Here is a 20,928-nt window from a genome sequence, read left to right as displayed (position 1 = left end):
TAATAACATGAAGAAATGGGTATTGGCTGTATTAAGCTTGACATTAATTGCGGTGCTGGCTGCTTGCGGCACAAAGAGCACAACATCGGATACAAACAATGCGGCCGAAAACACAGGCGGATCACCACGTGAAGTGGAGCTGAAAGTTGGAGCTTCTCCTGTGCCGCATGCGGAAATTTTGGAAGCAATCAAACCTCAGTTGGAAAAAGAAGGGGTTCGTCTCCAAGTCGTTCAGTTTAACGACTATGTACAGCCGAACGTTCAATTGTTTGACAAGCAGCTGGATGCTAACTTCTATCAACATGTACCTTACCTGGATGTGATGAACAAAGAGCGCAAAATGAATTTGGTTTCTGTGGGCGCGGTTCACCTGGAGCCTTTCGGCATCTACTCCCAAAAATATAAAAAGCTTGATGAACTCCCAGATGGCGCAACGGTAGCCATTCCGAACGATGCAACAAACGGAGGCCGTGCTTTGCTGTTGTTGGAAAAACAAGGTCTGATCAAGCTGAAAGACGCAAGCAACATTGAAGCTACGGTAAAAGATATTACTGAAAATAAGAAAAACCTGAAATTCAAGGAGCTGGAAGCGGCTATGCTGCCACGTCAGTTGCCTGAAGTGGATATTGCGTTGATTAACACGAACTACGCTTTGGAAGCTAAGCTGAACCCGACGAAGGATGCACTGGCACTGGAAGATAAAGATTCTCCATATGCTAACGTTCTGGTAGCTCGTCCTGATAATAAAGATTCTGAAGCGATTCAGAAGCTGCTTAAAGCTTTGCAATCCCCAGAAACTAAAAAATTCATTGAAGATAAATACCAAGGCGCAATTATCCCGGCATTTTAAGTAGGGAACGAGAACGCATTGCACGCAAACCCCAGATTCTCTTGAACAAGAGGACTGGGGTTTCTTTTGGATAGAGTTGTAGGGGAAGCTTAAATATTTTATACTTGGGGGTGACCGTTCTCTGTGAACAGGAGGAAAATTGTTGAGAGATAAAGTCGCATTCATAACGGGTAGTGCCAAAGGTTTAGGTAAAACGACCGCTCTGCGTCTGGCGAATGAAGGCTGTAATATTGCGCTGAATTATGTGCATAGCCAAGCAGAAGCCGAAGCGCTTAAGCGGGTGATTGAGTCTAAGGGAGTACGCTGCCTGTCTTTACAAGGGGATATCACTGTTCAGAAAGATATCACGAGGCTGATTGGTGAAGTCCAGGATCGGCTAGGCGGAGTCGATATTATGGTGAATAATGCTGGACCGTTCATCCGGGAACGCCGCCTGTTTGCGGATTACAGTGTAGCTGAGATTCATACCATGATACAAGGGAATCTGGTCGGTACCATGTTGCTGGATCATTTGGTATTGCCTCATATGCGTAGCCAGCAATGGGGACGTATTATTCATTTTGGCTTTGGTCATGCTGGAGAAGCGAGGGCTTGGCCGCATCGCGCCGTCTACGCAGCCGCCAAGGTGGGGCTGGTGTCTTTTACGAAGTCACTGGCTGTGGAGGAGGCTCCTTATGGCATCACGGTCAATATGATCTGTCCAGGGGATATTCGAGGAGCAAATAAGGAAATGTCAATCGCCGATGTCATCGGCATGCAGGATAAAGAGACACCGCGTGGACGTCCGGGGAGCGGGGAGGACATTGCGCGAGTGATCGCCTATTTATGTGAGGAGCATTCGGATTTTATAACAGGCAATATTATGGATGTATCGGGAGGATTGGACCCCATTCGGCCAACCATATAAGCTTGAGTGATCCCTCAGACGCTGTAACACAAAAAAGAGTCTTGAGCTTCGTTACCGAAGTCAAGACTCTCATGATCATTATGCATCAAGCATTAAAATACTTGTACCACTTCTTGGACGCCGTCGACTTCTTCGAGAAGAGCGCGTTCAATCCCTGCTTTCAGCGTGATTGTGGAACTTGGGCAACTGCCGCAAGCGCCTACCAGCTTCAGCTTAACGATGCCGTCTTCTACGTCAACCAGCTCAACGTCGCCGCCATCGCGTTGCAGGAACGGACGGAGCTTATCCAGTACATCTGCTACTTCATCATACATTTGAACGCTTTGTGTTTCGCTCATTAGAATTCAACTCCTTTCCTATACCTTTATTATTATATTACAAAGCGGGCCAAATTAAAATGCCCGTCATCCAAAGCAGGTGAAAAAATGTTAAGACCTATTATTGAGTTTTGCACCAGTAATATGCATTGGGGCACTGATGAAATCATGTCCAAGCTGGAACAGAATCCAGATTATGATGTGATTGAATACGGCTGCCTAAGCAATTGCGGTCAGTGTAACGCGGAACCCTATGCGATGGTCAATGGTGAGATTGTATCCGCAGATTCAGCAGAGCTTCTGTACGAAGTGATTATGAACAAAATTAAGGAAGCTGAAGCATGGGATAACCTAGACTTGGATTGAAATATAATGCTCTGTTACCCCATATACGCAATAAACAAAGAAGACCTGCTCTGGGAGCGGGTCTTCTTTGTTTGTTTAGCATGATCAGCCAAAATGGCGTTTGGACTTCCAGAGCACACCGCTTTTAAGCAGGCGTGGTACACGTCCGCGCAATGAAGTGCTGCCCATAAAGCCATAGCCGAACCCGGCCTTCTTGCCAAGTGCGCCTAATGTACCGCGCAGCTTTAAAGGATGCGGGTGAGGCGTTTGACCTTTCCATAGATCACGTACAATATGTGCGATTTGTTCCCCTTGCACCTCTGCTGCCTGAGCGCTTGGAGAGTAGGGAAGGCTCGCACAGTCTCCGACCACATATACCTCTGGATGATCTGGTATTTGGTAGTAATCGTTGAGCACGATACGACCCTGAGGGTCTTTAGGGACAGCTAAATCCTGCACGATTTTTACTGGCTGAATCCCGGCCGTCCATACCACTGCATCCGTTACAATTTGCTCGTCACGGTTATAAATAGCCCCCGGCTCAATACGAGAAACCGCAACATGATTTAGGGCATTAACCTGATGCTCCTTGAACCAAGCATGTACATAGGCAGACAAACGTTGCGGGAATGCTGAAAGCACCCGCTCGCCCCGATCCATAATGGTAATATTCAAATCCGTGCGGCTTTCACGTAACTCCGCTGCAATCTCAACACCACTAAGACCGCCGCCTACAATATGAACATGCCCATATGGCTTGATTTCGTTCAAGCGCAGATAGGTTTGGCGGGTATGGTTAAACGACTGGATCGTACAGCTGTGTTCTTCAGCCCCCGGTGTATTGTGAAAGCGGTCGGTACAACCCAACGCAATGACAAGCTGGTCATAGGGCAAGGGTTCACCGTCTTGAAAATGGACCATTTTATTCTCCAGATCCATCGAGGTGACCTCTCCGTATTTGCGAATAAGACGTTGCTCATCTGGAAAATGCACCCGCAAATCAAAATCAGATACCGTACCTGCCGCGAGGGCATAGTACTCTGTTTTCAATCCCTGAAAGGGCATTCGATCCACTAAAATAACTTGAACATCGTCGGGAATGTGTTTATCCAGCAATTCTTTGGCAATGGTAAGGCCGCCATAGCCGCCCCCCAGAATAACGAAATTTTTCATCAAAATTCGCCTTCCTTTCGCTACCGTGTCCCCGGCAAATGGTCTGGTGTCTCGTCGATCTAACACAAGTTTTTGTTGTTATAAAACCCGAGAATCGGGCCTGCCTTTGGCAGGCAGACCAGCGTATTCCGAGGCAGCAGATGCTGCATGGTGTGAGTAATGGGGATGAAATGCTCGCGGGAAATTTGAATCCGATATTACATTTATTCGAAAACTTCGATTTCGTTATAGAAGGTGTCCCGTTCTACAGGTATGCGTCCTGCACCTTTGACCAGCCATATCAGCTCTTTACGGGTCAATCCGGCAGGGGTCAAAGCACCTGCGGCGTGGCTGATCTGCTCGCGCACAATCGTGCCATGGACGTCTGATGCGCCAAAGGTGAGAGCGACCTGTGTCAATTGCGGGCCAATATTAATGAAGTAAGCTTTGACATGGTCGATATTGTCCAGCATCAGGCGGCTGATCGCAATGGTTTTGAGATCCTCGTAAGCGGAGTTACGACGCATGATGTTGGCGTTTTTGCTTTTCGGCTGCATGGACAGTGGAATAAATACCATAAATCCATTCGTTTCATCCTGCAATTCACGAATTTGCAGCATATGTTCAATACGATCCTGATACGATTCGACCGAACCGTACAGCATAGTCGTATGAGTTTTCATGCCGAGATTGTGGGCCGTGCGATGTACTTCGAGATAGCGGTCCACGTTGGCTTTCGTAACACGCATCTTCTTCCGATATTCGTCGGACAAGATTTCTGCGCCACCACCAGTCAGGGATTGAAGTCCAGCCTTTTGCAGCTCCTGGAGCACTTCTTTAATACTCAAGCCGCTTATGCGTGTGAAAAAGTCAATTTCCGCTGCTGTGTAAGCTTTCAGTGTAACGTGGGGATATTTTTCATTCAGAGCCTTCAATGAGTCTACATAGTATTGGAAAGGCACATGATTATTATGACCACCGACGATATGGAATTCTCTTACTCCCGGATGGATGTGTTGCTCTACATAATCAATCATTTCCTGCCCGGACAACGTATAAGAGCCGTCCTCCCCCTGATCCTTGCGGAAATTGCAGAACGCGCAGCGCGCTTCGCATACATTGGTGAAGTACAGGCTCATGTTTTCGATAAAATAAACCTTTTTTCCATTCTTGCGTAAATTAGCTTCGTTAGCCAACTGACCCAGTGTGAGGATATCGTCAGTTTCATACAAATATATACCATCTTCAAGGTTCAAACGAATCCCGTTCTGTACCTTTTCTACAATTTCCGCCATTCTGCGGTCTGTAAAAGGTGTAACTAATGTGGACATGCCTATTCCTCCTTCAAGTTGCTCTGTGCGAGGCTGTCCGCCAAATCAGCGGCACAAGCGCTTGATGCGCACAGGATGTCCCGTTCCGTCGGTAAGAATCCGGCAGCGCGGATATACGATATGTGAAAAATGTTACAATGCCAGGCTACAATGATGAATATCTCAAAATATCGCCTTTGAAATGACAAATTTCCGACAGTTTCTTTTACACACTCTTCACCTATTATAAACCTCACACCACCGGTGTTCAATACAAACGAATAGAAAAACAGGTCTTGAAGCCTGTAAGGGAAGGACATTCCATGACTTGAGCACCTGCAAATAGTGGAGTATACTGAAGGAGAACATGAAGTAAAAGAGGAGGATGGAGCTATGATTAACATCACCGATTCCGCTGCTGAGCGTTTGAAGGATATGCTGGAGCAGCAGGAAACGCCGAATATGTTTTTACGTCTGGGTGTTACGCCAGGTGGTTGCACCGGATTCTCGTATGCAATGGGCTTTGACGACAACGAGACGGATCAGGATATATATATGAACGTACAGGATATGAAGATTGTAGTGGAAAAGGAAAGCATCCGCTACCTGGACGGTCTGGAAATCGACTTTGAAGAGTCTGGAATGTCAGGCGGCTTCACGATTCATAACCCGAATGCCGTAGCTACATGCGGCTGCGGTTCAAGCTTCCGTACAGCTACAGATGCCGGGAAACCGAACGAAGAGCCTTGTTAAGGTAGTTTAAAAGGGTACAATGAAATGAATTGTCTGCAAACCTGCATGATGGGGTGTTAACAATTCGAAAATGTAAATCAAGACCTCCAGAACGGTATAGTCACGTACTATATTCGTCCTGGAGGTCTTTTTTAATATGTAGAGATTACTTACTTAGGATCATTATCACTACGTGTGGATTGGACAAATTTACTCAGGGCATTAAAAAAGGCAAATGCAACTGTAAAAAGCAAAAGAACTACGGGTTTAATTTCAATCTTAGAAAAAACACTATATAAAACTAAAAATGCAAAAAAGAGTACTGAGCTATTTACGTTTTGTTTTGTATAAATAGATTTTATAAAATTCATTGCATCACTCTCCAATTTGATTATAAGAATTCAAAACATATAGTATAAGTACCTCATTAACAAAATAGAAGTTAATTTAATATATATACCATATTGCGAATGTATTTAATGAACGACTTCTTATACATAAATTACAGTATTGCATACAAACATTCAGGACTTATCAAATAAAAAATTCACATTATTTTAATTAGAGTTTTACTTCACTAAAATTTCAATATAGGAACTTACAATTTGAATTCTGAGGGAGTGAAAGAATATATGAGCAATCCAGTTAGTTTAAAAAGGGCTACCATGACATATGGACTTGATGATGATCCTCATATGTATGAATTAATTGAGGGAGTTCTGTATGATCGTAGTTATTTCTTTTATCTTGAACATGGGATATTGTGTCTGCGACATGTACGAAAGGTAGAACAACCGGACCATCCACATCTTTATGTGGATGGGGAAAGTGGGGGCCTCCAACTAGCGAAGAATGTACAGCGTGGGATAATGGAAGTCGTTACAGAACTGATCGAGCGTTTGCGTAGTAAGGATGGATTGACGTTTTTACAGGACGAACTGCTATGGCTACATGGTCGAAGTCATATTGAACTTAACCTCGTAAAAAATAAAGGATGATATATTTCTGTTGGAAACTAGCTGATTTGTAACCTTCCTCCACGGAGTTGGCACTTAAGACTAAGAACACGAAAGAAAAGAGGCTAGGGACGTATGAGGGAGTGGGTTGAAAAGGCACGGCAAGGGGATGCAGAAGCGTTCGGGCAGCTAATGCTGCATTTTCGCGGGATGGCCTATGCGGTGTCCTATGACATGCTGAAGGATGTCCATCTTGCGGAAGATGCCGTGCAGGATGCGTTCATGGAGGCTTATCAGAATCTGGAGAAGCTGCAGACCCCGTCCGCTTTTCCAGGCTGGTTCAAGACCATTGTGGTAAGACAGTGCCAGCGAATGCTGCGGCGCAAGCATCATTCGGTGCTTCCTCTGGATGAGGCTGTGCAGGTATCGGGAGGTGTACCGGGTGTAGCAGAAATTGCAGAGCTTAGGGAGGAGAGCCAAGTTCTTCAACAATCGGTGAAGGCGCTGTCTGCCAAGCTGCGTGTGCCTCTGCGGCTATTTTATTTTTACGGCTACTCTCTTCAGGAGATTTCGGATTATCTGGGTACTCCGGTCCCGACGCTTAAGAAGCGGCTACACGATGCTCGCCGAAAGCTGAAAGGTACACTCCCGGTAGCTGATCTCGTTTCTGTGTTCAATCATTTGTATGAGGGAGGGCAAAACATGCTACATATTGTTAACGGTGATGTTGTAGGCGAGATGTTGAAGCAGGGTGTTGTACAGGGTGATGTGCTTGTATGGAGAGAGGTATATCCGGCAGGACCGATATTTTTAAATCCAGCAGGGGCGGAAGAACGGGCATTGCGGGCCAGGGTCCTAGAAGAATCGATGGGTATTCCGACCAGCGAATATATTATGGGTTGTGAGGAACAGGAGCAGAAACTTCGTGAGTTTATTAAGTATGATGAAGTCGTATTGTGGTTTGAGCATGACCTGTTTGATCAGAGCATGCTCGCCTATCTGCTCCACTGGTTCAAAAGACAGAAACTGGGCCGCACGAAGCTGAGCCTGCTCTGCATTGGGGAGTTTCCGGGAATCGAACGCTTTCATGGCTTGGGACAGCTCACTCCGGCACAGCTTCAGACATTATCCGGTACCTGGCGGACTATTGGGCGGCAAGAAATGGAACTCGGAAGCGAGCTTTGGCAGGCGTATGCTTCTCCTGATCCTGTTCAAATGGCTAATCTGCTGGAAGACAAGAAGACAGAATTGGCAGCATCCGGCCTGCCTTTTGCCTATGAAGCTTTCACAGCGCATCTCAAGCGGCTGCCCTCGGAGCAGAATGGTCTTGGCATTGTGGAACAGACCACGCTTCAGGCTGTTCATAATGAAGTGAATACGGCATTGGAATTGTTTCGTCAGGTAACTGACGTTCTGCATGTGCTTGGCATGGGTGATCTCGAATACTGGAAATTTATTCGTGCTTTGGCGCAAGGCGAACATCCTTTGCTGATGATTGACGGGGATGAGGCTGGCTTGGATTTCAGACAAATTCCGGATTTTCTGAACCGAAAGGTAATTCTTACAGAGTTGGGTAAAGAGGTACTGAATGGATCAGCGGACCGCATTGCAGTTCAAGGGATCGATGAGTGGTTTGGGGGGCTGCATCTCCATGGACATGAGGTTTCTTGGCGATGGGATGATGTAGTCGGAGGTTTGGTCCGACATTGAACAAGCTGTAGCAATAAATAGCCTAATGTGCGAAGGAGTTTTCCGTTTATGGAAAACTCCTTTTTATTTTTCTAGTACACCATATTAAAACAAGAAAAATCACCGGGTTCTACTGCTTCATATCCGTAAACAGCTCCTGCGCGGTCCGCACAAATAACTGTACAGCCAGAGAAGCATTATGCAGGGACGGTACAGCGATACCGATTTGACGTGTGATCAGAGGTGAAGTCTCCTTGACGGTCAGATCATGGGGAAACGTGGACAAGGCGAGTGAAGAAACAATGCCCATACCCAGTCCTTGTCGAACCATGCTGACCAAGGTGCTGACATTGTGAGTAATGAATTGTGCCTGCAACTGACTTTGTTCGCGTTCAAAACCTTCCATAATGGCGACCTCATGTCCACCTTTACAAAAGATCATATCCTGCTCATTCAAGTCACGGATGGCAATTTTATTGTGCGATTGTAGAGGGTGACCGTCTGGCAGGAGAATAACCATGTCATCCTGACATAATGGGATGATATCTACCTGAGGGTCTGGTAACAGGATGATACCGACTTCGATTTCTCTGGTATGCACCCACTCCTTGACTTCATTCGTGGAGCCTTCATGTAGATCGAAAACAAGGTTCGGATAATGCTGACGAATATGATGAATAATCGGGGGCAGAAAATAGGCTGAGGCAGAAGGAAAGGCACCGATCGTGATCGTGCCCACGTCTAGACCTTTTTCAGCAGCCACCTGCTGCTGTACCTTTTCCATGCTTTGCAGCATCATACGGAATTGCAGCAGTACCTTGTGCCCGATATTTGTCAGCAGCACTCCTTTTTTTCGGTCGCGCAGCAATAGCTGGACACCCAGCTCGTTTTCGATGCTGGCGATGGCATGGCTGACCGCGGGCTGCGTCATATGCAGCTCATGGGCAGTTTGGGTGAAGTTTAGCGTTTCAGCTACACGAACGAAGATCATAATCTGAGTAATGGTCATAAGTGAAAAGTTATCTCCCTTATTGAAAACATTCATTTTATTTATTAGTGACCACAGTATACGCTAGTAAAGCAAAACTTTGCAAACGGCTATTCAGATTTTAGTCGGTAGCAATGAGCGATGAAAAATCTAAGGGAGAGAAGACATCTATGAAAAAATTAACACCTAAAGCTACGTTGTGGCTTGTCTTGATATTAGTGATGGTATGGGGGATCAACTGGCCGTTGACCAAGCTGGCTTTGCCAGATACGCCGCCGATATTTTTTTCAGGAATCCGTACCCTGCTGGGTGGTGTGATTCTGCTATTGTTCGCTATACGTCACCGGGAAACCTTGCGTTTTAGACAGAATGCGTGGACTTATCTTGTGCTGGCCATATTTAATATTGCAGGCTATTATGGCTTGCAGACGGTAGGGCTGCGTTATTTGCCTGCTGGGTTATTTTCCACTTTAGTATTCCTTCAGCCAATCCTGTTGGGATTATTCTCTTGGATGTGGTTGGGGGAGCGCATGTTTCCCCTGAAGGTGATTGGACTGGTACTAGGTTTTGGCGGGGTGATCGTGATTAGCTCTGGTGGGATGGCAGGGCATTTGTCGGTACTGGGCATTGTGTTGGGGCTAGCTTCAGGACTGTGCTGGGCGCTCGGAACGATTTATATGAAGAAAAAAAGTCAGCAGCTGGACTCCATTTGGGCGGTGACGATGCAGCTCGTTTTGGGAGGGATTATACTCAATGGGATTGGATTTACGACCGAGAAATGGAGCGATATTCACTGGACAACCTCCTTTATCGCAATTTTATTGTTTATTTCGATATTCGTGATTGCGATGGGCTGGATAATTTATTTTAAACTGATCGACAACGGAGATGCGGGAACCGTCGGCTCATATACGTTTATGATTCCGGTGTTGTCCACAGTCTTTAGTATGGTAATGCTCAAGGAATCGCTTACTTTGACGTTTGTGGTGGGGCTGGTGCTGATTGCAGGCAGTGTGTATCTGGTAAATACAGCATCTCCTGGAAAACGAAAGAACCGAAACTCCAGGGCTGATGAAACGAATTCCTGTACAAATGCATAGAAATATGGAATTAGGAAAAATATACTAGATTATCAGAGAAGGGAATAGTAAAATATGACTATATAAGTAGAGAGGAAGTTTGGTATGGGAGAATTAAGCAGTCATGCTCAGTCTGTGGAGCCGCAAGCACATTCTGTTCGTAAGCTCGCAGTTGTAGCAACAGTCATTTCAGGAGTAGCTGTACTAGGATGTATAGCCTTGGCGGTGTGGAATTATAATCTGAATACGAAGGTCAATACTTTAACTAGTGCGAACGCTTTACTAAATAAAACAACACAAGCGTTAACGAAGCAACACAACGATACAGAGGCGCTACTGGGACGAGTTAGATTAACAGCTAACCTGTCAGCCATAACGCATATGTTAGAGCAGACATCTGTCGTTACCGATGATTTTGTATTGGAAAAGGTGACTTTTGATGTAACAGAGGATGGCACGTTGAAGGGTGTGCTACTGAATGTGAACAATCAACCTAATCTTGGTTTTGGCGGTGCTTATCAAGGTTATGGTAAATATAATATGTCCTCAGCTGTATTGACGAAGAAGGCGGAGGAAGTCATAAACGTAGCTATGAAAGAGTACGGTACATCTGACAAGCTTCCGGTATGGGATAAGAATACGAGGGTGGAAATGACGGTTCAAAATTATCCGCTTGGGAAGCGGGAAGGCGGCACTTTTAAACTCACCGGTCAGCAATAGGAGGAACCTAATGTATTCCGATGTTGGGTTTTACAGATGAAGCGGGGGAGTTAAGGAATGGACAGATACACACCTACAGCGAGGGAACGCTGGCAGATGAAACAGAGCGAGCCGCAGCAGCAGGGATGGCTGCTCGCTTTCTTTGGCTGGATTTTTGCAGGTTTGGGGTTCATATTTAGTTTTTTTGTCTTTGGAGGATTGTTGGGTGTCTTAGGTTTGGTTTTTGGAATTTTGACGAAACGAATGGAACAAAGAAACACGCAGGGCATCTTCATTATTGTAATCAGCTCCGTTGCTATTGGCATCGGTCTATTGATTTTTATGATTTTTTTTACGCAAGGTTTTGTAGAGGGTCTGAGAGAAGGGTATAATGAGCATTATTAGGTCAGGGAGGTAACAGCATTGAGCGTCATTATTTCACAGCAGATCTCGGCAACGGGCGTGAAGGAATATACGAAGGTGATGAAAACATTTGATTCTCCGTTTACACCTTTAGTTGGACAGAAGATCAGGGATACAGCATTTGGCGATATGCAATATTACGATGTCGAGGACGTATTTATTGATCTAGCGGAGAATGAATATTGGGTTATTCTACCTGCCGTTTTGCTGCATTCTGATGATATTGAGGATATACGAGACGCTGTGCGTGAGTATCGTTCACATGGTTGGGAATGTACGAAACCTCTGTAAATGCATACCACTTAGGCATCTATACGGAAACGTCTTTCTTTTGCGAGATAGGCGTTTTTTTGTGTATTTGTGTAGGGGATATTCCTAATGATTGGCATGAAAAGAAAGAATTTATGCTGAAAATGCGCAAATTTTATCATTTTTTATCATAAAACGACAAGTTGGGAAATGAAAACGGCCTTAATGTGTTATACTTAGTATATCAAAGGACAAGAGTCTAAAACGACCGGTAAGGCCCTTTCTTTGAAGAGCCTCTGAAAGGTTCAACGTTTATCCAAAATAAATGGTCAAAAGGAAAAGGGGAAATGCTAACGTGAGAGTGAATTTGAAATTTACCAACAAAGGGCAAGTTGCAGTTGAGAAGTTCAACAATGAGGAGCTTATCGAAATCTTTACCCGCTACATTAAAACGTTAAGCAAGAAGTATGATATCTCGGTTACCGTACCGGAGGATCTGAATGAGCAGATCTTGGAAGAGGGTACCGTGAAGGTCGTGTTGGATAAGATTAATTGTGACATGGACGCTTTTTTCAAGGAGCTGAGCCGGGATATCAAGGTGCCGCTGGTCAAAAGATTGGGTACCAAACTGGATAACGTATTTAAGACCGAGGTTGTGGAGCAGGAACAGAACTAAGTATAGGGATCAAGCGAGTCGAATGAAGATTCGCCATATGAAATGATAAAACCTCCCGAATGGGGCGCATGGCTAGGCCATGTGCTCGTTCGGGAGGTTTTATATGTTTAAACTACTCTATTCAGTAGGAAAACATGCAAGGCATGTCTATCCCTTTTAACGTGTTGTTGTGGATGTAGGACGCAGTTGGGCTAAATCAAACGAAGGTACCAGCCCTTCCTGCGCGGCACGACCGAGCAAAGCTTCGATGGCGGCATATCCGCTGTCGCCCAGATTGGCGGTAAAATCGTTAACGTACAGGTCGATATGCGATTGGGCAACATCGGGTGAAAGCTCCTGTGCATGAGACAATACATATTCACGCGAAGCTTCGGGATGCTGCCAAGCGTATTCGACAGAGGCGCGTATCCAGTTTGTGATAGCATCCAGATCCAGCGTACGGCGGGCAATAATAGCTCCGAGCGGGATCGGCAGCCCTGTATCTTCTTCCCACCAGTTCCCCAGATCGACTTGCTTACTAAGCCCGTAGGACGGATACGTGAACCGTGCTTCATGAATAACTAGTCCGGCATCTATCTCCCCGTCACGGACAGCAGGCATGATTTGGTCGAACGGCATCACGACGATCTCGCCGACACCCCCAGGCACATGCTTGGCCGCCCACAGGCGGAACAGCAGATAGGCAGTGGAACGTTCACTCGGAACGGCTACACGCTTGCCGGACAGGGCTTCCGGGCCTTTGACGGTGGAACCTTCCTTGGTCAGCACGAGTGGCCCACAACCCCGGCCCAGTGCGCCCCCACAAGGCAGCAGGGCATATTCATCCAGTACCCAAGGGAGTGCAGCATACGAAATTTTCATGATATCCAGTCCGTCTGGTGTGATCGCCAGATTGTTGGTGATGTCGATATCGGCGAATGTAATGTCCAGCGCGGGTGCGCCCGGAATCAAACCATGCGCCAGGGCATGGAAGACAAAAGTGTCGTTGGGACAAGGTGAAAAAGCAATTTGCATCTATATAACCTCCGTTAATGTAGAAAATGCGGCTTCCAACGCTTGCAAAGCCTCTTTGATTCGCCAGGCTGCACGGTCACGTGGACCGACAGCATTGGAAATCGTGCGGATTTCCATCGTCGGCAGCTCCAGCCTATTTGCTGCCACGGCTACGCCGTAGCCTTCCATCGCTTCGGCAGCAGCTCCAGGAACGCGTTTGGCCAGCCGTTCCGCTGTTGCCGCCGTACCGGTGGCCGTAGAGACGGTCAGGATCGGCCCCGCGACAGCCGTCTGTCCAGCGGCACGCAACGCCTGAACGAATCGCTGCGCGATGGCAACGTTCACGGCAATTTTGTTTGAGCCGAACCCCAGCTCGTCCACGCTGCTGAAGCCCTCTGCCGTCTCGGCCCCCAGGTCGACGGCAATGATCGCGTCAGCAACAACGACGCTCTCCAGTGCAGCGACCTCCACGAAGCCGCCACCAATTCCGGCGCTGATGACCAGACGGTAGTCGCCAGCCGCCGCCAGTGCTAGCGCGGTTGAAGCCGCTGCGGACGGTGCGCCCACGCCAGCCAGCTCGACCACAAAACGGGTGTCGCCTTTTAGGCCCCGCAGTACAGCTTCCCGTTCGCCTTCAACCGCGGTCATAACCAGGATGCGACCATCTGATATTGTATGCTCCATCGGTTGATTCCCCTTTAAATTTAGGTAATATGCTCCCTTATCATACTGCTTTTCAAAACGATGTTCAAAAAAAGTCGACAAAAAAAGCGCTCTGAGGCGCTTTTTGAAAAAACTGCAAGATTCAGCAGATATGAAAATCGGTAGTTGTAAACATAAAGCAATTCTAATCTGGAAGAACAGCGCAGGCATAGCATATAATAATTATATCGGCTGATCCTTTGTGATTAGCTGAAACATGGTAATATTGCGGTCATAATGGCTTGGGGTTCCATCTTGATTGCGCACCCGAATCATCTCGCTACTGAATAACTCGATATATCCACAGCCAATCTCACAGTATACACCTGTAGGGTCCTCTTGCCAGACCGAAACGAGGTGTTGAGACAGCGCTGCGGTGAAAAATTCGATGTTTTTTTGCAGTACGCGTGGCGTTTTCTTGGGTTCCATAACGTAAATCCTCCCTATATCATGCCATTTAAAAATCAGCAATTGAACGTGGCTTCTAAGTGGTTACTACACATCATAACGAACATAAACAGCTGAAAAAGAAACGGTTCTTCAATCTACTCTATGAAACAGACGTAAACACTGTACCGCTTAATGCTATTTTTGTAAAGCATCCGAATGACCTTTTCAAGTATCCAGTTTGTGTTTACACACATTTTACATTGCGTTTACACTACTGTGATGCTAGTGCGTTTCATCTAATAGTACAATAAAGGGTAACTATACTGCATGAATTGATGGAGGCCATATGTTGATAGAGAGTCAGAATAAGGATAAAGCCGGGTCAGAACGTTACTTTAACCGAGATTTAAGCTGGATTGAATTTAATCGCCGTGTGCTTCAGGAAGCTCAGGATGCAGATACACCGTTGCTGGAGAGAGCCAAATTTTTGGCGATTGTATCTAGCAATTTGGATGAGTTTATGGCTGTTCGTGTTGCAGAGACGCGCGAGAAAATCAAGGCGGGTTTTATGCAAAAGGATTTTACGGGATATACCCCCTCCGGTTTGTACAAACGCCTGATCAAGCGTACTGTCTCGATGGTATCGGAACAATACCGGACCTATCGTGATATTTCTCGCCTCTTGACGAAAAAAGGTCTTTTACTACTCGAATATGAAGACTTGAATACGACACAGCGCAAGTCGCTGGATGCATATTTTCATGAAATTATATTTCCGGTGCTCACGCCGATGGCGGTCGATCAGAGCCGTCCTTTTCCACTCGTTCACAATAAATACGTATATTTAGCGGTCGTTTTGAGACGTCCGGGGGATACGGAGGAGGATAAACCGCTTTTTGCCATTGTGCAGGTGCCTTCGAATATTCCACGTGTGGTTACAGTGCCGTTACGTTCCAATAGCAAGAAGAAATCATTTATTTTAATTGAGGAACTGATCAAGCATCATATCCAAACGCTGTTCACTGGGTATGTCCCAGAGGCCGTTCATGCCTTTCGTGTGACACGTAACTCCGATTTGTCCATTAATGAAGAAGAAATCGAAGATTTGCTCGAAGAGATTGAAAAAGAGCTGCGTCGAAGACGACGGGGCGCGCCAGTAAGATTGGAAGTAGAAAAAGGGATTCATCCCTATGCCCTGATGGAGCTTCAACGCGAATTCAAGCTGTTCGACCATGTGTTTGAGGTGGACGGGCCGTTGGATCTGACGTTTTTGTCGTCTTTTGCCGATCATTTGGAGGGGTATTCGCATTTGAAATTTCCGGTAATCAAACCACTGTATCCGGAAGAACTCCCCCCGCAAGAGGATATTTTCAACGTACTTCGCAAACGGGACGTGCTCGTGTACCACCCGTATGAATCATTCGATGCGGTAACTGATTTTATCATTGAGGCATCAGAGGACCCGGATGTGATGGCAATCAAAATGACCCTGTACCGTGTCAACGGGGAATCGAAGCTGATTCCGGCATTGGCACGTGCGGCCGAATCGGGCAAGCAGGTAACAGTGGTGGTGGAGCTGAAAGCCCGTTTTGACGAGGAACGTAATATTGCCTGGGCGCGTACGCTTGAAAAAGCAGGCTGTCACGTAGTGTATGGGTTGGTTGGCTTGAAGACGCACGCCAAAATCATTCTTGTCATACGCCATGAGCGCAACGCGCTCAAACGATATGTGCATGTAGGTACAGGCAATTATAATGAAAGCACGGCGCGCGTGTATACGGATATCGGATTGTTTACGTCGGATCCAGTACTTGGCGAGGATGCCTCCGAACTGTTTAATGAAATCACGGGATTTTCTGCGCTCAAGACTTTGCAAGCTTTTACGGTGGCTCCAACGGGAATGAAGAACAAGCTGTTTGAACTCATCCGTAGGGAAGCAGAGCAAGCATTGGCAGGTAAGCCCGCCCGGATTATTGCCAAGATCAACTCCTTATCCAATCAGGAGATGATCGATGAACTATATGCGGCTTCCCAAGCAGGTGTGAAGATTGATCTTATCATTAGAGGGGTTTGTTGTTTGCGTCCCGGTGTGGAAGGATTCAGCGAGAACATACGTGTCATCAGTATTGTGGACCGCTTCCTGGAGCATTCCAGATTGTTTTATTTTGAAAATGGAGGGAATTCCGAGTTATTTCTGTCCAGTGCGGATTGGATGACTCGCAATTTGACCCGCCGAATTGAACTGATGTGCCCAATTTATGATGACGGGATCAAAGAAATGCTGGCAGATATTCTGCATTTATCCTTAAAAGATAATGTGAAGGCACGCCAGCTTTTGCCTAACGGCAGCTATCAATTTGTGTCCAGAAACGACAAAGAGGCTCCCATCAGGAGCCAATCTGAAGCGATGAAGGTTAGAAATTGGAAGAAGGTAGAATGGACCACGACAATGTAAGGTTCCACGCTTTTTGGAAATCCTTAGCAACGGATTCTAGCTCCCGTTGTTCTAGTATGGGTTCACTCTTGCTTTCCAGGCGAAGATGCAGTGCATCATCCCCTGTAGTGGGATGGATGCTGGTGATCATTCCGGACTCACTCCGATCCATGCCAATCGCGAGCTGGAGCAGTGAGCCGAGCCGATGTACACGTTCCTCGTCGGAAGGCTCCAAAATATCCGCATGTGTGCGTAGCAAACGAGGGGTTCGGTTCTTGGGATGATAATCCGCGATCAACGCGGCTAGCGCCGTTTCCCTATGGGATAAACCGCCAATGCCTGCATGTAAGATCCAGAACACGGAATTCTGCCGGAAATGATAGTAATTCAAGGCAGCCCCCGTTTTGTAAAGAGTTGCCGCGGTCAGTAACAAGCGTTTGTCCATAGCAGCTGAGGTTCCGCTAGCTAATGTGTCATAGAGCCGGACGGCGTACTCGTTAACCCGCTTGACATGCGCTTCGCTAACCGGGACAGCAAACGAAAGGATATTGCGAATGGATGTGATAAGCGGATTAGCTACCACGGGCTGTTCCGCGTTGACCAGCTCATGAAATAGGCCGTCTCGCAGACCCGCTCCACTGACCAGATACGCGGAGCCTTGAGCAGCTTCAAATATCGTTTTCAATATAATAAGCCCCGGTACAATGATGTCGGCTCTGTCCTTGGACAGGCCGGCTGTTTTTTTGCGTTTTTCATAGGGAAGATGGGGCAGACTGCCATAGAAGTAATCGACATCTTCTATCGTCATTTCGTAATGGTGCGTCACAGGAAGTGAGTAATCCTGCCGCTTCTGATTGATTTTAGCCAAAGTACGCAGGGTCCCACCTAGCCCGATGAATGGCAGATCCGGATTGGAGAAGATCCAATCATGATTTTGCAGTGAAGAACGGACAAAGCTCTCCATTTCCTCAATCTGCTGAGGAGACCATTCGCCATTCTTGACCTCACGTCCAAAGCGCCAGTTCATATTGACGGCGCCAAAGGGAAATGACACAGTATGTAGTCGCTTTCGATCGCGGAACAGCGTAATTTCGGTACTGCCACCCCCGATGTCAATGATGATTCCATCACTCACATTCATAGTGTTCACTACACCCAGAAAACCGGCATAGCCCTCTTGCTCTCCGCTCAGTATTTCCAGTGTTAAATTTGTCTCCTCCGCAATCCATTGGACGATTTCGTCCGAATTCGTGGCATTGCGGATGGCTGCTGTTGCTGCTGCACGCATACGGACAACCCCGTGCATATGACATACCGCCATAAATTGGCGCAGCAACGGAGCGATGCTTCGAATCGCCTCCCGTTCCATACGGCCGTTGGCCCCAACCTTTTCGCTCAGTCGGGCAGCTTCTTTGCATTCCTGCACAATGCGATAGGCTCCTGTCTCTGTCATTTCATAGATCACCAGACGTATGGAGTTTGAACCAATGTCCATGATGCCAATTTTGCTATTCATGAGTTGACCTCCTTGTTGAAAAAACGATTTGGCGGTAATTTCCGCTGTTCCGTGCAAATGGTAGTAGATTATTGTCATTGTACCAGTGATATTCGGTGCAAGCTACCGTTCGCCATGATCTTGTCGAAATAGACACATGCCGCGGACAATCATCCAAGAATAGAACATTCCTGTTGAGTATGTATAAGTATACCTGACGGCGAAAGGAGAGGGTTAGATGAGACAACTTGCAAGCAAATGGCTAAAGACGAAGGCGCTGCTCCACCATCCACATACCGCCGTTTATATACCGGAAACCTGTCTATATAGTGAAGATCAATTGCGCATGATGCTGCGGCGGCATGCTTTTGTGTTTATAAAACCTGTGAAAGGAGGCGGAGGAATCGGAGTCATGCGTGTGGCAAAGGAGCGTAGGGGATACACCTGCACGCGTATGGAGCACACGCACCGGTTCAGTCATTTTAGAGCACTTGTAATCGGAATCCATAAGCTCCGAATCCAACGCCCATATCTCATTCAACAAGGGATCCAACTGGCAAGTATTCAAGGTAGACCTGTCGACTATCGAGTCAAAGTTGTGAAGGAAGGGCAGAGATGGGATTTTCGTGCGGTAGTTGCACGTCATGCTCGTCCCGGACTGGTCATTACGAATCTGTGCAGAGGGGGAACTTTGCTGAAGGGAACAGAGGCGCTTCGAATGATATATCCCCGGCGGCTTGCTACGCGAAAGCGGCGAGAGATCATTGAACTTACACAGCGCTGTATTCCTGTGCTGGAAAAAAGGTTTCCTGGGATTGGACAACTAGGATTTGATTACGGGCTTGATCAGAATGGAAGGGTATGGATTTTAGAGGTTAATACAAGACCTCAATAAATTTCTGTTTTCTTCAAAAAAATTCCAATTTAATCTATTAACAAGACGCTAAATATAATATATTTGTATAAATAATAAAAATATTTTTTGTGTGTTCAAGCTTCAAAATTCTGTGTATAAATATTGTCCACATTATCCCCTGTCACATATAAGGGTTAACGACACTTACCAACAATTTATACACAGGATTTCCACAATTGGCTGTGGATAACAGAACGCTTGTTCCGTTTTTGGTATTTTGATAGAATAGATTTTGAAATAAAAGGAAAGGTTGTGTCGAGGATGGCTATGCTGACGGATGAGATGCTTTTGGATTCCTATCAGATGGCAATCGAGCTTAAACTTGAATGTGACTTCATTGCACTGTTGCTGGCTGAAATTCACAAAAGAAATCTAGAGATGAATACAGCCGTAGTCCTTCATTAGACCGGACAAGCTCTCGTACTGCGACTGTAAAGTCATTCAGGGTTCGAATGGCTTTACGGACAATCACTGCAACGAATAGGCACACCGTAAAAAAGGGTATTTCACTCCAAACATTCAAATTTGGAGTAAAATACCCTTTTTTGTCATAGTCTAAACTAAACTACATTTTCATGTTACTGCTGTGACCAGGAGACAACTTGGCATCTGGATCTACATAGACCTTGGCGTTGTTGACTGCCGTAGGGGCTTCACCAAAGCCGACCGCAATCAGCTTGAGCTTGCCTGGATAGGTTGTAATATCCCCTGCGGCGAAAATGCCGGGAATATTGGTTTCCTGGCGAGAATCGACCACGATGGAATTACTTTCGATTTCAATTCCCCATTCAGCAATCGGGCCAAGTGTGGATACAAATCCAAAGTTAACGATCACATCGTCCACTTCGATTTCCTGTGTTTCTTTGGTTTTTACATGAGCAAGAGTGACTTTCGTAATCGTGTCTTCTCCATGCAATTCTGTAATTTCCGTTGGTGTAATCACGTTTACTTTGGAAGCGAGGAGGTTTTCGACACTGTGTTCATGCGCACGGAATTTGTCACGGCGGTGAATCAATGTAACCTGTTCTGCAATCGGTTCCAGCATAAGTGCCCAGTCTACAGCAGAGTCACCACCACCACTGATTAGCACTTTTCGGCCTGCAAATTTGCTCAGGTCGCTGACAAAGTAATGCAGGTTCGTTTTTTCAAAACGTTCGGCACCTGGAAGCTCCAGTCTGCGCGGCTCGAAAGCACCAACACCAGCGGTAATAATAACCGCCTTACCATGATACTCGCCACCTTTGTCTGTTTTTACGATGAAGTGGCGTTCTTCTTTTTTCTCTAACGATACGACTTTCTCTTCTAGCTGCACTTCTGGATTAAAGTGGTTCATTTGTTGAACCAAATTGTTGACTAGTTCCTGTGCAGTTACTTTAGGAAAGCCAGCGACGTCATAAATATATTTTTCAGGATAAAGGGCTGCAAGCTGGCCGCCCAGTTGGGGCATACTTTCAATTAAGGTGACGGATGCCTGACGCATTCCTCCGTAAAAAGCGGCGAAAATACCGGCTGGACCACCTCCAATAATGATCAGATCGCGGATGTCCGCGCCTGTGGATTGAGTTGTCACTCTAAAAACACCTCCGAAAGGGATAGTATGGGATTTGTAATTATTGAATCAGCCGC

24 protein-coding genes are annotated in these 20,928 nt (G+C 46.4%); 14 read left to right on the top strand and 10 right to left on the bottom strand.

From position 1 onward, the window contains the following. Positions 1-7: 7 nt before the first annotated feature. The gene (locus MKY35_RS21100) at positions 8-850 is read left to right on the top strand and encodes a MetQ/NlpA family ABC transporter substrate-binding protein (protein WP_039272704.1); all 843 of its coding nucleotides are present in this window, start codon (positions 8-10) and stop codon (positions 848-850) included. A gap of 142 nt (positions 851-992) precedes the next feature. Beyond that, a complete protein-coding gene (locus MKY35_RS21095; RefSeq protein ID WP_029518222.1) occupies positions 993-1,757 on the top strand; it encodes an SDR family oxidoreductase in 765 nt (254 codons plus the stop codon). A gap of 92 nt (positions 1,758-1,849) precedes the next feature. Here the strand turns inward: MKY35_RS21095 and MKY35_RS21090 are convergent, their stop codons facing one another. Beyond that, entirely contained in the window at positions 1,850-2,095 is a 246-nt protein-coding gene (locus tag MKY35_RS21090) for a NifU family protein (protein WP_013311836.1), read from the bottom strand. An 87-nt stretch (positions 2,096-2,182) separates the two neighbouring features. Here MKY35_RS21090 and MKY35_RS21085 point away from each other — a divergent pair, with 87 nt between their 5' ends. Continuing rightward, a complete protein-coding gene (locus MKY35_RS21085) occupies positions 2,183-2,440 on the top strand; it encodes a YuzB family protein (RefSeq protein WP_023990179.1) in 258 nt (85 codons plus the stop codon). An 84-nt stretch (positions 2,441-2,524) separates the two neighbouring features. Here the strand turns inward: MKY35_RS21085 and MKY35_RS21080 are convergent, their stop codons facing one another. Next, positions 2,525-3,592, bottom strand: coding sequence for an NAD(P)/FAD-dependent oxidoreductase (locus tag MKY35_RS21080; protein WP_029518224.1), 1,068 nt, complete (start codon positions 3,590-3,592; stop codon positions 2,525-2,527). 203 nt (positions 3,593-3,795) lie between these two features. Continuing rightward, the gene (gene mqnE, locus MKY35_RS21075; protein WP_023990177.1) at positions 3,796-4,902 is read right to left on the bottom strand and encodes an aminofutalosine synthase MqnE; all 1,107 of its coding nucleotides are present in this window, start codon (positions 4,900-4,902) and stop codon (positions 3,796-3,798) included. Between the two features lie 372 nt (positions 4,903-5,274). Between mqnE and MKY35_RS21070 the strand changes: the two genes are divergently transcribed. Continuing rightward, positions 5,275-5,634 carry an iron-sulfur cluster assembly accessory protein gene (locus MKY35_RS21070; RefSeq protein WP_013311832.1) on the top strand — a complete coding sequence of 120 codons (360 nt, stop codon included), beginning with the start codon at positions 5,275-5,277 and terminating at the stop codon, positions 5,632-5,634. Positions 5,635-5,783: 149 nt separating this feature from the next. Here the strand turns inward: MKY35_RS21070 and MKY35_RS21065 are convergent, their stop codons facing one another. After that, complete coding sequence (locus MKY35_RS21065) at positions 5,784-5,984, bottom strand: hypothetical protein (protein ID WP_039272700.1); 201 nt, start codon at positions 5,982-5,984, stop codon at positions 5,784-5,786. Between the two features lie 261 nt (positions 5,985-6,245). Between MKY35_RS21065 and MKY35_RS21060 the strand changes: the two genes are divergently transcribed. Together MKY35_RS21060 and MKY35_RS21055 are read left to right on the top strand one after the other, a co-directional pair. After that, a complete protein-coding gene (locus MKY35_RS21060) occupies positions 6,246-6,611 on the top strand; it encodes a hypothetical protein (protein WP_342444755.1) in 366 nt (121 codons plus the stop codon). Between the two features lie 93 nt (positions 6,612-6,704). Next, a complete protein-coding gene (locus MKY35_RS21055) occupies positions 6,705-8,279 on the top strand; it encodes a sigma-70 family RNA polymerase sigma factor (RefSeq protein WP_342444754.1) in 1,575 nt (524 codons plus the stop codon). Between the two features lie 109 nt (positions 8,280-8,388). Here the strand turns inward: MKY35_RS21055 and MKY35_RS21050 are convergent, their stop codons facing one another. After that, entirely contained in the window at positions 8,389-9,267 is an 879-nt protein-coding gene (locus MKY35_RS21050) for a LysR family transcriptional regulator (RefSeq protein ID WP_029518230.1), read from the bottom strand. Positions 9,268-9,416: 149 nt separating this feature from the next. Here MKY35_RS21050 and MKY35_RS21045 point away from each other — a divergent pair, with 149 nt between their 5' ends. From MKY35_RS21045 to MKY35_RS21025, 5 genes are all read left to right on the top strand, one after another. Then, a complete protein-coding gene (locus MKY35_RS21045; RefSeq protein ID WP_342444753.1) occupies positions 9,417-10,346 on the top strand; it encodes a DMT family transporter in 930 nt (309 codons plus the stop codon). Positions 10,347-10,430: 84 nt separating this feature from the next. Further along, positions 10,431-11,045 (top strand): hypothetical protein, encoded by a 615-nt coding sequence (locus MKY35_RS21040; protein WP_342444752.1) that lies wholly within the window; start codon positions 10,431-10,433, stop codon positions 11,043-11,045. A 57-nt stretch (positions 11,046-11,102) separates the two neighbouring features. Next, the gene (locus MKY35_RS21035) at positions 11,103-11,429 is read left to right on the top strand and encodes a hypothetical protein (protein ID WP_039272696.1); all 327 of its coding nucleotides are present in this window, start codon (positions 11,103-11,105) and stop codon (positions 11,427-11,429) included. 18 nt (positions 11,430-11,447) lie between these two features. Continuing rightward, the gene (locus MKY35_RS21030; protein ID WP_029518233.1) at positions 11,448-11,738 is read left to right on the top strand and encodes a hypothetical protein; all 291 of its coding nucleotides are present in this window, start codon (positions 11,448-11,450) and stop codon (positions 11,736-11,738) included. 313 nt (positions 11,739-12,051) lie between these two features. Continuing rightward, the gene (locus MKY35_RS21025) at positions 12,052-12,372 is read left to right on the top strand and encodes a hypothetical protein (protein WP_023990165.1); all 321 of its coding nucleotides are present in this window, start codon (positions 12,052-12,054) and stop codon (positions 12,370-12,372) included. A gap of 156 nt (positions 12,373-12,528) precedes the next feature. Here MKY35_RS21025 and MKY35_RS21020 read toward each other — a convergent pair whose 3' ends face one another. The 3 genes from MKY35_RS21020 to MKY35_RS21010 form a co-directional block, all read right to left on the bottom strand. Then, positions 12,529-13,386, bottom strand: coding sequence for a 1,4-dihydroxy-6-naphthoate synthase (locus MKY35_RS21020; RefSeq protein WP_342444751.1), 858 nt, complete (start codon positions 13,384-13,386; stop codon positions 12,529-12,531). Further along, positions 13,387-14,049, bottom strand: coding sequence for a futalosine hydrolase (locus MKY35_RS21015; RefSeq protein ID WP_342446685.1), 663 nt, complete (start codon positions 14,047-14,049; stop codon positions 13,387-13,389). Between the two features lie 201 nt (positions 14,050-14,250). Next, on the bottom strand, positions 14,251-14,496 hold the full coding sequence (locus MKY35_RS21010; RefSeq protein WP_007431922.1) for a hypothetical protein: 246 nt from the start codon (positions 14,494-14,496) through the stop codon (positions 14,251-14,253). Positions 14,497-14,803: 307 nt separating this feature from the next. Here MKY35_RS21010 and ppk1 point away from each other — a divergent pair, with 307 nt between their 5' ends. After that, on the top strand, positions 14,804-16,912 hold the full coding sequence (gene ppk1 / locus MKY35_RS21005; RefSeq protein WP_342444750.1) for a polyphosphate kinase 1: 2,109 nt from the start codon (positions 14,804-14,806) through the stop codon (positions 16,910-16,912). Here the strand turns inward: ppk1 and MKY35_RS21000 are convergent. Further along, a complete protein-coding gene (locus MKY35_RS21000) occupies positions 16,872-18,407 on the bottom strand; it encodes a Ppx/GppA phosphatase family protein (RefSeq protein ID WP_342444749.1) in 1,536 nt (511 codons plus the stop codon). The two genes, ppk1 and MKY35_RS21000, sit on opposite strands and share 41 nt — an antisense overlap. Before the next feature lie 217 nt (positions 18,408-18,624). On the opposite strand from MKY35_RS21000, the gene MKY35_RS20995 reads away from it, so the two are divergent. Further along, entirely contained in the window at positions 18,625-19,281 is a 657-nt protein-coding gene (locus tag MKY35_RS20995; protein WP_342444748.1) for a YheC/YheD family protein, read from the top strand. A gap of 282 nt (positions 19,282-19,563) precedes the next feature. Continuing rightward, a complete protein-coding gene (sda, locus tag MKY35_RS20990) occupies positions 19,564-19,707 on the top strand; it encodes a sporulation histidine kinase inhibitor Sda (protein ID WP_007431918.1) in 144 nt (47 codons plus the stop codon). 160 nt (positions 19,708-19,867) lie between these two features. Here the strand turns inward: sda and MKY35_RS20985 are convergent, their stop codons facing one another. Further along, the gene (locus MKY35_RS20985; protein WP_342444747.1) at positions 19,868-20,872 is read right to left on the bottom strand and encodes an NAD(P)/FAD-dependent oxidoreductase; all 1,005 of its coding nucleotides are present in this window, start codon (positions 20,870-20,872) and stop codon (positions 19,868-19,870) included. Between the last annotated feature and the right edge of the window lie 56 nt (positions 20,873-20,928).

It is taken from the genome of Paenibacillus sp. FSL L8-0638 (assembly GCF_038593075.1).
Taxonomy (GTDB): domain Bacteria; phylum Bacillota; class Bacilli; order Paenibacillales; family Paenibacillaceae; genus Paenibacillus; species Paenibacillus polymyxa_D.
This window is presented reverse-complemented; position numbering and strand designations above follow the sequence as displayed.